At 40.0% G+C, this 12946-nt stretch carries 9 protein-coding genes; 7 read left to right on the forward strand and 2 right to left on the reverse strand.

Features of this window, described 5'->3' with window-relative positions; translation table 11 throughout:
• The first annotated feature begins 209 nt into the window (after positions 1-209).
• From ACED45_RS14375 to tssG, 7 genes are read left to right on the forward strand one after another with little or no spacing between them, the layout of a single operon-like run.
• Complete coding sequence (locus ACED45_RS14375; RefSeq protein ID WP_371714313.1) at positions 210-2201, forward strand: serine/threonine protein kinase; 1992 nt, start codon at positions 210-212, stop codon at positions 2199-2201.
• Position 2202: 1 nt separating this feature from the next.
• The gene (tssA, locus tag ACED45_RS14380) at positions 2203-3777 is read left to right on the forward strand and encodes a type VI secretion system protein TssA (protein WP_371714314.1); all 1575 of its coding nucleotides are present in this window, start codon (positions 2203-2205) and stop codon (positions 3775-3777) included.
• A gap of 17 nt (positions 3778-3794) precedes the next feature.
• Complete coding sequence (gene tssB, locus ACED45_RS14385; protein WP_017064520.1) at positions 3795-4301, forward strand: type VI secretion system contractile sheath small subunit; 507 nt, start codon at positions 3795-3797, stop codon at positions 4299-4301.
• An 8-nt stretch (positions 4302-4309) separates the two neighbouring features.
• On the forward strand, positions 4310-5785 hold the full coding sequence (gene tssC, locus ACED45_RS14390; RefSeq protein ID WP_017062582.1) for a type VI secretion system contractile sheath large subunit: 1476 nt from the start codon (positions 4310-4312) through the stop codon (positions 5783-5785).
• 60 nt (positions 5786-5845) lie between these two features.
• Entirely contained in the window at positions 5846-6256 is a 411-nt protein-coding gene (gene tssE / locus ACED45_RS14395) for a type VI secretion system baseplate subunit TssE (protein WP_017067543.1), read from the forward strand.
• A 10-nt stretch (positions 6257-6266) separates the two neighbouring features.
• Positions 6267-8015 (forward strand): type VI secretion system baseplate subunit TssF, encoded by a 1749-nt coding sequence (tssF, locus tag ACED45_RS14400; protein ID WP_371714315.1) that lies wholly within the window; start codon positions 6267-6269, stop codon positions 8013-8015.
• On the forward strand, positions 8012-9010 hold the full coding sequence (gene tssG, locus ACED45_RS14405) for a type VI secretion system baseplate subunit TssG (protein WP_029235222.1): 999 nt from the start codon (positions 8012-8014) through the stop codon (positions 9008-9010). The genes tssF and tssG overlap by 4 nt, the downstream gene beginning before the upstream one ends.
• Before the next feature lie 29 nt (positions 9011-9039).
• Here the strand turns inward: tssG and ACED45_RS14410 are convergent, their stop codons facing one another.
• Positions 9040-9492, reverse strand: coding sequence for an Lrp/AsnC family transcriptional regulator (locus ACED45_RS14410; protein WP_017062578.1), 453 nt, complete (start codon positions 9490-9492; stop codon positions 9040-9042).
• Positions 9493-9552: 60 nt separating this feature from the next.
• Positions 9553-12945, reverse strand: a complete 3393-nt coding sequence (gene tssM / locus ACED45_RS14415; protein ID WP_371714316.1) for a type VI secretion system membrane subunit TssM — start codon at positions 12943-12945, stop codon at positions 9553-9555.
• Position 12946: the final 1 nt, after the last annotated feature.

Raw genomic sequence — 12946 nt, forward strand, 5'->3', positions numbered from 1 at the left:
TGGGAATTTTAACCATTATTGAAACGGAAATTTATCTATATTTCGAGTGAAAAGTTGTTAGTCAATGAGTTTGTTATTACACGGCGTTATTTAGTAATAATAACTAAAGTAATAGTCTTACCGGGCGTTTTAAATACTGCTATTGAAAAGGGTATTGGACAGTAATTATTATCCAGCATTAATTTATTTCGTTTGATAAAGAGTTTAGCGTGCCAGAAAAGCAAGGGACAGCCAAAGGTTATCTAGATAAGTTGGTTGTGAAAGCGATCGAAAAGAAAAATCAGCAAGCTCAGAATATGGCTAATAAAAATAAGCCCAAGCTAGAGTATGTGATTTTCTCCCAATTTGACGTGTTAGATACATTACCTTCAAAAAATGGCAAAACGACTGTTTATCACCTGGCCAAGAAAGGGAACCCTGAAAAACAGGTTTGCTGTAAGGTTTTAAATGAAGGTTCATCTGAACTTGCGAATGAATTAATCATTAATGAAGCCAGTCGTCTTGAGATGTCTCAACATCCGAGTGTTGCTGATTTCATTAAAATAGGCAAAGAGTTCGATCGACCATACTTTATGTATCAGTGGATTCAGGGCGAATCTTTGGCTGAAAAAATGGCTCGTCATACTCCTAAAGGTTTTAGGCATGATCATATTGCGTGGCTGATATATCAATTATCTGGTGCGCTTGAGTTTATGCACACGAGAGGTGTCTGCCATTTAGATATTAAACCTTCAAACATTATTGTTACAGAGTCCGATTATGTAAAGTTGATCGACTTTGGTGCTGCTCGTTATGTTGGTGAATCTAATACTTACGCAGAAGCAAGCATGAGCTATGCGTCTCCTGCATTTATAAAGTCTGGCGTGGCTCAACCTCAAGATGACGTCTATTCATTGGCGTTATTAACTGGGCATCTATTTCTTGGTGCTGCATTTGGTGATGCTTGGACAACTCAATTACAAGCAAAAAAACGACCAGGTTTAATCCCTAACCATGTATGGAAGTTAATTAAAGATGTTGTCAACAACCCTCGACAGCACAGGTATACAGCGACTTCGTTTGCGCAGCAACTAGCTAAGATCGATACCCAAAAATTTGGTGCTGATGTAAGTGCTCCCTTATTTAGTAGTTTACGGAATGCTGATCTCGTTCTAACCAAACATCGAACTATTGACAGAATTCAAAGTGGTCGACTCCGATACTTAGAAGCGAGTTTGGTTCTGTGTGTCGTAATTATCACTGGCACATATTTATATAACCAAGGTCAGCCTGAATGGAAATCGATTGTTAAATCTACCAGCAGTTCAAGTAGCCTTGTGAGCACTATTAAACCTGCACAAACCGCGTCTTTTTTAGCGCAGTCTCCATGGGAAATTGAATTCGCGTTACAAGATATGGAAAAAGATGTCGTCTCGACAGCTCCTTACCGAGAAGCTTATGAAGTCCAACAGAGCAAATTAGCTAAGTTGTATAAAAACTATGAATCGGACTTGAATGAATATGAAGGGGCGGTCGATCTACTTCCTAAAACTCTGATGTCGATCCGGTATGATCTCGTTGTTTTGCGAGAAAAACTGAACAGTGACGGCTCTCTATTTCCTTATGCAGATAAAGCGCTGACGGAAACGATGGCAAGTCTGAATAAGGCGACCATCAATTCACAAAATATTGCCGCCTTTGGTGGGAATCAAGAACAGCGTTTAGTCGAACTCATCTTAGATGGGAAATCAGATGTTGCAGACAGTGATATTGAAACTGCTTGGAAAGTAAACCAGTCAAGAGCCTATTTTTATAGTCATGTATTACCGCGAAAAGTGCTCAGCGGAATAGATGCCTCGATAGAGAAAAATGCAAAGCAGCATTATTACACCAAAGCAATTCTTGAGGCAGAAGCTGCGCAATCATTTTTTGGTAACACGCCAAAATTGAAAGCTAAAGTAAGAGCTCTAAAAGTAGCAAGAAGCGAATTTATCTTGTTCAGTACTGTAACTGAACAATCAGTATTTGGCCGACAGAAACTTCACGACTCGTTAGCTGATCTAGAGACTAATGCCCCTAAGAAATTCAGCGAAATAACGGAAATTCTTAATAGTATGGCAAGTGATTCTATAGACAAAAGTCATCAACTATCTAAACCAGCGCGAGGTGCTATAGCAATCGAGCGAGCAATTAGAAATTACAATTCTGAAAGCAGAGGTTAACTTGAGTCTGATCGATACTGAAACGCTATTAGCACCAATATCTGAACACTCACCAACTGGTGAGGATGCTAGGTACGAGTTTTGCTATGAAATGATGGAAGCCGAAGTGAAAAAATTTGGTTCATTATTTGGTGAGACTGTTGACTGGCATATAGTAAAAGTCCATTCGATTGAAGTGCTAAGTCAGCATAGTAAGGATCTTAAAGCGCTTTGTTATCTGATCCGTTCTTTGGTAGAGGACAAAGGCGAGATAGGGCTTGAGGAAGGATTATCTTTGCTCAATGACTCAATCAGTCGTTTTGGTCATGAGTTATACCCTAAACGTAAAAGAGGTAGAGATGGGGCTGTTGAGTGGCTCAATCATCAATTCAAACTCGTCGCGACTAAATTGTCTGCAGAATCCCTTGACTGGGAAGTTCTATCTCGATGTATCACACTAACTGAAGGTATCCAGCGTCAGTTTGACGAGATATTTCAAGACTCTGATGTAGACTTTTTCGAATTAAAAAGTCATTTGAATCAACTAATGCAGAACGCATCTTTAAATGAAGAAACGTTGGTTGAACACAGTTTGGCAGATTCCGAACCGCTCATTGATGTTGTTGCACTGTCCGAGAAAGCGATCGTTCCACAAAGCCACGAAGCTGACAGTCCTAAGACGCACACCACGCCTAATCAGAAACGAAGTAAACCTCGAGAGTACAGCACTGTAGACGTTGACACAGATTTTTCATCTCCGGCTGCATCAAAGCGTACGTTAAAAAAAGTGTCTGAGATCATGGTGCATTCAAATCCGACTGAACCTTTAGGATATCGGATTTACCGTCACCTGACATGGGCCGACGTTGATGGTTTACCTGATCACAAAGACAATCTAACGCCTCTTAGCCTCGCTGTGTCATCAGACCAGCAGGCGGAATATCGAGATAAAGCAAATCAAGAAAGTGATATCGATACGATCAAGCGTCTAGAGCGAACACTTACTGATGCGCCATTTTGGCTGACTGGGCATTATTTCGTTTATTCAATGTTAGACAATCTTGGGTATGACGAAGCTGCGTTGGCTGTAAAGCAAGAAACAAAGAGATTTGTCGATTCTTTTGAGGGAATTGAGAACCTCTCTTTCAAAAATTCTATTCCATTTGCGGATGAAGCAACGATTACTTGGTTGTCTACAGGTAACGCTTGTCCTTCGGGTAAGTCGTCAATAATTCAAACTATTGTTGTAGCTGAAGATGATCTATCTGAGATGGAGGATATTGCCCTAGGTGACTTGGGTAAATATGTGGCTGAACTGTCAAACAAACTCGAGTTGGATAACTCCGGTCGTGGACAATTCATGTTGCACTTAAAGTTAGTGAAGGCCTACCAAAGTGTTGGTTTATACCCTTTGTGCTTGCCTTACTTGGAACAAAGTTGGGCGGTGGCTAAGGAACTAAATCTATCAATTTGGGAACCACATTTGTTTTTTTCTTTAGAAAATCTAATTCAAAAAACTCTAAAGGAACTATATCGAACTAAGGATTTTTTACCTGTGAGATATAGCGAATGGGAAACAATTTATGACCAGCAATAAACTAGAAAGGACTAATTATGTCACGTGATGGCTCGGTGGCTCCGAAAGAGCGAATTAATATACGTTATGTTCCAGCAACAGGTGATGCGTCTGATGATGTTGAACTGCCCCTAAGTATGATGGTTGTCGGTGACTTCACTGCTCGTGCAGATGAAACTCCGATCGAAGAGCGTAATCCGATTAATATCGATAAAGATAACTTTAACGAAGTATTAGAAGGTTACGCACCGAATATCAAAGCAAATGTTGAAAACCGTCTTTCTGATGAAGAAGGTGCGCAAATTGGCGTTGATATTACATTCAAAAATATGAAGGACTTTACTCCAGAGTCGATTGCGAAGAGCGTTCCTGAGCTGAATGGTTTACTAGAACTTCGTGAAGCCTTGGTTGCATTGAAAGGCCCTCTAGGGAATGTACCTGCTTTCCGTAAGAAGATTGCAGCAGTTCTTCAAGATGAAGAAGCAAGAAAGAAACTTTTGGATGAACTAAGCATTGGTGCAGACCAAGGCGAAAAAGCAGAGTAAGGAAGATCATGTCGGCAGAAGCACAAGCACCAGAACAAGAAGCAGCTCTAGTTGAGTCAGGCTCTCTTCTGGATAGCATTTTAAATGAGACTCGCCTTAAACCTAGTGATGAGGGTTTTGACGTTGCAAAGCGTGGCGTTGAAGCATTCATTGGTGAGTTATTAAGCAGCTCAACAGTAGAAAAAGTAGACCAGTCTTTAGTTGATTTGATGATCTCTGAGATTGATCAAAAGTTGTCTAAACAGGTTGATGCAATTCTTCACAACGAAGAAGTTCAAGCGATTGAATCAACATGGCGTGGTCTTAAATATCTTGTTGATCACACGGACTTCCGTGAAAACATTCAAATCGAACTTATTTCGGCTAAGAAAGACGAAGTTCTGGATGATTTTGAAGATGCTCCTGAAGTAGTGAAATCAGGTTTATACAAGCAGATTTATACTCGTGAATACGGTCAATTTGGTGGTAAGCCTGTAGGTGCCGTTATTTGTGATTACCAACTATCTGCGTCTTCGCCTGATATTAAACTAATGGAATATATGGGTAATGTAGGTGCTATGTCTCATGCACCATTTATTACTTCTGCATCTTCTCAATTCTTTGGTTTAGATTCTTATGAAGAATTACCAAACTTAAAAGACTTAAAGTCGGTATTTGAAGGTCCTCAGTATACTAAGTGGCGCGGATTCCGTGAGCACGAAGACGCACGTTATGTTGGGCTGTGTACATCACGTTTTATGCTGCGTACGCCATACTCAGTTGAAGACAACCCAATTAAGGCGTTTGACTACGATGAAATGGTTACGGACAGCCATGACAATTACCTTTGGGGTAACTCAGCTTATGCTATGGCTTCAAAGATCAGTGAGTCGTTTGCAAAATATCGCTGGTGTCCAAACATTATTGGCCCGCAAAGTGGTGGTGCGGTAACCGATTTACCGGTTTATAACTTTGAAGCGATGGGTCAGATCGAAACTAAGATCCCAACCGAAATTCTGGTTTCTGACCGCCGTGAGTATGAACTTGCAGAAGAAGGCTTTATGGCTTTAACAATGCGTAAAGGTTCTGATAACGCAGCGTTCTTCTCGGCAAACTCAGTTCAAAAACCAAAAGTGTTTGCGAATACACCTGAAGGCAAGCAAGCTGAGATGAACTACAAGTTGGGTACTCAGCTACCTTACATGTTCATTATTAACCGCTTAGCTCATTACATTAAAGTACTTCAACGTGAGCAAATTGGTTCTTGGAAAGAGCGTACCGATTTGGAAGTTGAGCTAAATAAATGGATCCGTCAATACGTATCTGACCAAGAGAACCCGCCAGCAGAAGTTCGTGGTCGTCGACCGTTACGAGCGGCTAAAGTCGAAGTTTCTGACGTTGAGGGTGACCCAGGTTGGTATAAAGTATCGATGTCTGTTCGTCCTCACTTCAAGTACATGGGCGCGAGCTTTGACTTATCTTTGGTTGGTAAGCTAGACCAATAATAAGTTTGGAAATAAATAAGCGGCCAGGTTTACTGGCTGCTTTTTTTCTTAGAGTGTTATATGGAAAAAGGTTACCGATTATTAGAACGAATTGAACTTGGTGAGCCGAAAAATTGTTATGAAAAAGTGGTTTCACACAGGCATTTAATTGAATCCATTCATCTGCACCTTGCTGATTTGCTTAATACTCATGCGGGTAATGCAATGATCGATGGGGAATATGGCTTACCTGATTTCAATGATGTTCTATCGAACAACACCAATTTAGTTCGTCACATCCAAAAGAACATCACTTCCACAATAGAAAGCTTCGAACCTCGGCTACGAAGTGTTGAAGTACATTACCGAGAAAATCACAACAACCCTCTTCAATTAGGCTTTGGCATATGCGGAGAAGTCTTACACAACGGTGGAAAAGTTCCGATGTCTATCGATGTCTATATGGGAACTGACGGCCAATTTAACGTTTAGTAGGTGCCCATTGAGTAACAGTAAATACTTTCAAGATGAACTCACATATCTACGAGAATCCGGCAGCGAATTTGCCAAGTACAATCCAAAACTGACCAACTTTTTGTCTGAAGGAACATTCGATCCTGATGTAGAACGTCTTCTTGAAGGTTTTGCGTTTCTTACTGGCCGTATTAGAGAAAAGATTGATGATGAACTCCCAGAGCTCACTCAGTCGTTAATGACGCTGTTGTGGCCACATTACATGCGCTCGATTCCTTCGTTATGCATTAGCGAACTAACGCCACACTCCGGAAGTGTCACTGAAAAAACAGTGGTGAAGCGTGGGGCTGAGATGGCTAGTGAACAAGTGGAAGGTACGCAATGTTTATTCAGAACCTGCTATGACGTAGAGCTTTTCCCCTTAAAAATCACAAGCATTGACCAAAGCAACAGTCGAACAAGCTCATCTGTTGATGTGACACTTGCGACTGAACATGGGCTAGAGTTATCTCGTATCGGGTTAGACAAATTAAGGTTTCATTTACATGGTGAGATCCATATAACTAGAATTCTTTTCTTATGGATATTTAGATATTTAGACTACGTCGAGTTAGACGTGGGCGGTGGGTATAAACGTAAACTTGGACCTGAATTTGTTAAACCGGTTGGGTACCAAGACGACGAAGCGATACTGCCATATAGCGACAATTCATTTGCAGGTTATCGTTTGTTGCAAGAATATTTTTCTTTGCCAGACAAATTTATGTTTTTTGATATTACGGGTCTCGATTGGCTAAAAGGGATACCACAAAGAAGTACCGTGAACCTTAAATTCCATTTTAAGAGAGCATTACCTGCCGAAGTTGTTCTGAAAGATAAGCACTTAAGGCTACATTGTACGCCAGCTGTGAATCTATTCAAAAAAGATGGTGATCCAATTCGGCTTGAACATCGTCGCAATGAGTATAAAGTTCGGCCACAGAGTGACAACCAGGACCACTACGAAGTTTATTCAATAAACCAAGTAGAAAGTTGGAGCAAAAATGAAAGGCGACGAAAACCTCTTATTGAATTTGAGTCCTTTGAACACCAAATAAATCAAAGAGATAAACGTGATTTCTACAAGTCAAAAGTTTCAGAGCGAGTGAGTGGAAGAGGGCTTGAGCGTTATATATCTTTTCATACCCACAATGGGGATATTGCAGACCTAGGAACCGAAACGGTTTTGATGAAGTTATTGTGCAGTAATGCAGATTTGTCTGAAAGATTGTCTGTAGGAGACATCATATATACCACACATAAATCTCCAACTTACGCCACGTTTAGTAATATTACTAAACCTACGCAATCTGTTAGCCCGCAAGTGAATGGCGAACTCCAATGGCAACTGATTGCTAATATGTCATTGAATTATCTATCGCTCTCTAATATTGATGTACTCAAGGTTTTACTGTCTACATATGACTTCCATTCTAGAGTGGATAGGCAGGCTCATAGGGCTTCGTTGCACAGGCTTGACGGCATTATCTCATCAGAAATGAAACCTATCGATAGAGTGTTTAGAGGGGTATCCGTTCGTGGTAATCAATTTAAGCTTAAGATGAACTCTAGTTTTTTTGTCAATGAAGGGGACATGTTTTTGATGGCAAATGTATTGAATGAGTTCATACGCTTATATTCGAGTGTTAACTCATTTACAGAGTTAGAAGTCTACGATGAACGCAGTGGCGAAAGCTACCAATGGGCAAGTTTAACTGGACAGCAAACAATCTTATGATTGATGAATTATCAGAAAAAATAAACGAATTTAGCTTTTTTCAAGCAGTTTTGTTGTTAGAGAAGCACTACCAACTATTACCGGGCAGTGATTTTGTAGCGGTTGGTGAAAACAAATATTTTTATCAAGAGAGAATTGCGTTTAGTGTCTCACCAAACCTCTGTTTCCCCAAAAGTGATATGGAATTCATCAGTCATATGGAAAGGTCTGGTGAGCACTATTCGAGAATTGAAACTAACTTTTTAGGATTACACGGTTCAAGTTCACCTTTGCCCGCGAACTATACAGAAAAATTAGTAGGTAGAGATGATGATGATAATCCAGTTAGAGACTTCTTTGATTTCTTCCATAATAGATATACCAGTTTAATCTATCGTGTTTGGAAAAAGTACCGTTATCATGTTCAGTATCAAAGCGATGCAACAGATGACTTTTCTGGGCGTATGCTGCACCTAGCAGGGTTGTCTAATGTTATTCAAGAGTCCGATACGATCGGGCTTGATCGTGCAAAGATTTTGTCTTACGTCAATCAGCTATCTACCAGGACACGCTCTCCGAAACTGATTTCTGGCATTGTTGCGCACTATTTTTCATTACCAAGTGTTCGAATCGAAGAGTGGGTCTTTCGAAGAGTAAAAATTGCCGAATGCCAAAGGAATCAATTAAATAGAACGAATTGTATTTTGGGTTCAAATTTACATTTAGGTAAGAGCATCCCAGATCTAAACGGTAAGTTTAATCTTTGTATTGATAACATTGATTTCGAGACGTTCCGAAAGTTCTCCTATGGAGGAGATTTCCATAAAACTTTAGTGGGGTTGATGCGTTTTATTCTTCGTGACCCCATGTCTTGGGATTTAAAGCTAACCGTTGATTTAGACTCAGTTCCAAAGAACCAACTCGGTCAAGGTGATGGGACGAGTTTGGGGCAAACTTTTTGGTTGGGTCAAGCAGGTACGAAAGATGCGAAGATTAGAGTAATTGGAGGCATTTAAAAAAGCCGCTCATAAGAGCGGCTTTATTTTTAACGACTGATTGGCTGGTGTAGCACTACTGTTGTATTGAGAGAGCGAATGCCATTGAAAGACTCTATCTCATTACATAAATGGTGTATTGATTGCAGATCAGGAGCTTCAATCAAAGAAATAATGTCGTAGGTCCCCCCAACAATGCTTGTAAGTCTGACTTCAGGTAGTTCTTTTAATGCATTACTTACATCATTTTTCTTACCTTTTTCACAAGAAATTAGCAAATAACTGGCCGCTTTTCTCCCGTCATTTTCTACTCTTATTTGTGCCGTATACCCTTTGATAATACCGGTCTTTTCAAGCCTGTTGATGCGTTCAGCGACCGCTGTTCGCGACAAGCCGATGTTGCGAGAAAGATTAGCAATCGATTCTCGCCCATTGGAGAGTAGATTCGAAAGAATTTTACGATCTAGTTTGTCTAAGCCTTGTAAACTAATGTTGGACATCATGTGTTCTGCCTTTTCTGAATTATTATTGTATTTGTATTTGTATTTGTATTTGTATTTTTATTATATAGCTTCGGGTAGAGTGAAGTTATACAGCTCCGCTAACGTAAACGGGTTTTTCTGAGTCAAAGGAGTGATTCGCAAGCTCAGATCTCTGCCTGATACTTTTATATCACTCACGAAGCTACCGTTATGGGTATTTGTTAACGTTGAGTCACCAAATAACCGATAGATAGCCCATTGACCATTCTTGCTTAGTACATGTTGTTTACCTTCGTCTGTTACATCTTGAATTGTTATACTGATATTGAAATCTCCATTTTGAGGAGGCCACTCAAGTTCGCGAATTCTGCTGGGACCATGGTAATAGTTGATATTTGAGTCCGCTATTTTTAAGCTTGCTCTGATCGCACTAGAATCAAGATCAAGTACCTTCGCACTAAATGGAAGGTACAAACGGTTTGTACTCTTGTTGATTAGTGTATCTTTGATGACATTGTAATTTCGTAACTGAACAAGCAGTTCTGGTGAGAGAGGCATAATTTCACCTTCTACTTGTTTTGGCGTCCATAGGTTTGTGTCATAAAAAGGAGCGAAATTTTTATCGATAAATGCATCAAGCAAGCCTCCCGATGCGAAAAGCAGCTCAAAGTCTTCGATCGAAATTTCTTCTGTTGCACTTAGATCAAAAGGGTACCTTCCTAAACCTAACTCTTTGAACTTAGAATAGATCTCACTATACCAAAGAGTCTGTATTCCTTTTGATGATTCAGAAATCATCACGGACCAGCTCTGGTTAACTACGTCTAAAAGCCAACTTCTTACTGGCTCAGGAGATTTTTGTGCAATTTGTTTTAAACGAATCAGAGGATCGGCATCCGTACTACTCATCCGGTGTTGTGCTGCAGACAACGCTGCCATTTGAGGGTCCGGTGCGTCTGCTATATCTTTCATATACGTACGAACTCTGCTCAGTGCAGTTATCGTTTCATCCCATGGTGTAGGGGAGTTTGGGGTTTCGTTAATTTGCAATTGATTCAAGATGTGGAAAGCTTGTTCAACTCTTTTCATTAATAAGTAGTCAGGCTTTACAACTTCTTCAACGAGTTCTGGTGCTGCTTTTACGGCACCCGCAAGTTTAGGGTTAACTTGAGCCATTAATGCTCCTTGTTGACCGATCGGTGAAAACTGCGTGTTTGTATAAACTTGTTTTAGAACCGTTGTCATCGGAGAAGATGGGCCAGAGATCAGATCAATGGCGTTAGTAATCTCCCCTATATTGTTATAACGCTTTACTTTTAGTTCGCTTAAAGCATTTCGCCAATAACTGATGTAGTCATCCGTATATTTTTTTCTTACTTGCTTCTTGAATGTCTCTTGTTCTTTGTCTGTTGGGATTACGTGGTTTGACAAACCCAATACCCAGTTGTCGGTGATGACTTGTTGCGACATTAAATCGACGCGGGGGCGGTAAAACGTACTGAAGCCTGTAGATGTGTAAACTTTATCGATTTCTAATCGTTGAGGATCCAAGTTGTCGTTGAAGACATTATTAAAGTTGAAACCGACTGCTCGCTGTAAATTCAAAGTGCCTAAATCAATGTCACCTGCTTGTTGTAACAAGCTGGCGTACACAAGATCTACATTTGAACTAGAGAGTAGAGAACGTCTTGTCGCACGCACCATATTCATGTTGATCGATACAGGTTCAAAATCAGTGCGGAAATATGCGTCCAAATATTTCATCACTGTCGTGATCGTGTCTGGTTGATCACTGAGCTTTTGGAGCGTTGACATCGTTTGCTGACGTAGAAATTTTATCTCGCGTTTTGTAGGATCATTCAACATTAAGTAACCTTTTAGTAAAGGCAGTGCATTATTAACGTTGTCTTGATTTTGTGTTAGTTGCAAACGATAACCTTGCTCAATTACTGGCATTAAGTGGTTTCTAATTTGCATTATGAGGGCGTTATAAGCGATTTTCGTACTTTCATCGAGACGACTTACATTCATATTCATAAGTTCATTATCTAGCGCTTGTGAGCCACTAAGCCATGCTTGATAAGATGGTTGTACAGTTTGGATCGCACTTGAAAGAGAACTTTCAAAAGAATTGCCTTTTGGGTAAGACGATTGTGAATCATCTATACCAATAAGCTGACTAATCACTCTCAGGTTGTCATCTAAAGTCGTTGAAAACAGGTAAGTACCACTACCTAGTAAAATAATGGAAGCTGCAACGGCTAGACGGCTCTGCCTCTGGATCATCCTAAGGTAAGTCTTGTTTTCACCTGCGAAATCAGATTCAGGCAGGATCTGAGAGTCCATTAAGAAACGCGTAAAATAGGGCGTTTCTGTTAACTGAGTATGTTCCGACGCAATGATCGGCAAGTTAAAGTAGTTGCTGCAACTCTTAGCTAATAGGTTGTATTTTCTACCACCTTGGATATTCGATATAAAAAACACTTCACGGATATCAAGAGAATAAGACCCAGTATTGAGTTCTGAAAGTCGTTCTATCACAGAAGCAATTTCAGACTGACACAATTCGAATTGTTTAGGGAATGCTAATATGGCTTGCTTCTCGTTAACGTCATTAGAGTGAGACGACGAATCTAACGCATTGCTCTCCATTACTTTTACTAAATTACGGAAGCTATCATGGTAGTACTCAACAAATACACCTTTAGCTTCCTTTAATGGAATTGATAGAAATTCAACCGAGGTCTTTAAAGAACTAAAGTGTATGTATTCCTTAAAGCCTTCTAGTTTATCGAGTTTAGACATCATTAGATAAAGAGGAATTGCCGATGATGTTTTGTCACTTACTGACTCTAATCGATGATTCAGAGCAGTTAATGTATAGTCAATTTGCTCTGATTCAGAAACGATTAAAAATTCAAAATCGATAAAGAAAAGACAACCAGAAAATGGCTTTCTAGGTTTGTGTTTAATGACCTCATCTACAAATGTGTTCCACAGAGCGCTATCGTTACTTGATACTTCTTGAAACAATAGGCGTTGATCCGGTTTGATATACACGGCGGAGTCTGACTCATACCATTCGAAAAAATCATTCTTTGCAGTACGAGTCTGATCCATTGGCTTGATTGCACTGGAGTTAAGTAGAAACTGAGTTCGACCCGCGTATTTATTGCCAATCATTAAATAGATTGGCTTTTTATTGGAACCAGAAAGAAGCGGACGGATGACCATGGCTAATGCTTCTTCTTCTGTTTCCAGCTTTAGGGCTTTAGTGTTGTTTTTCTTTTTTAGCCACAACGTTACCTGAAACAACGAATAGAAAATTGTTATAGCACCTAAAGCAATCCATAGGTAAAACTTGTCTGTTATATCTAGCCAAAGGATATAGATTGCAGCGATCGTAGCAGCAAGAAAGAGGAAAATGGCCGTTGATATAACAACAGGGTTCCTCATTAGTTTGTGTTTTAACATA

The sequence above is a fragment of the Vibrio crassostreae genome (genome assembly GCF_041439375.1).
GTDB classification, from domain to species: domain Bacteria; phylum Pseudomonadota; class Gammaproteobacteria; order Enterobacterales; family Vibrionaceae; genus Vibrio; species Vibrio crassostreae_D.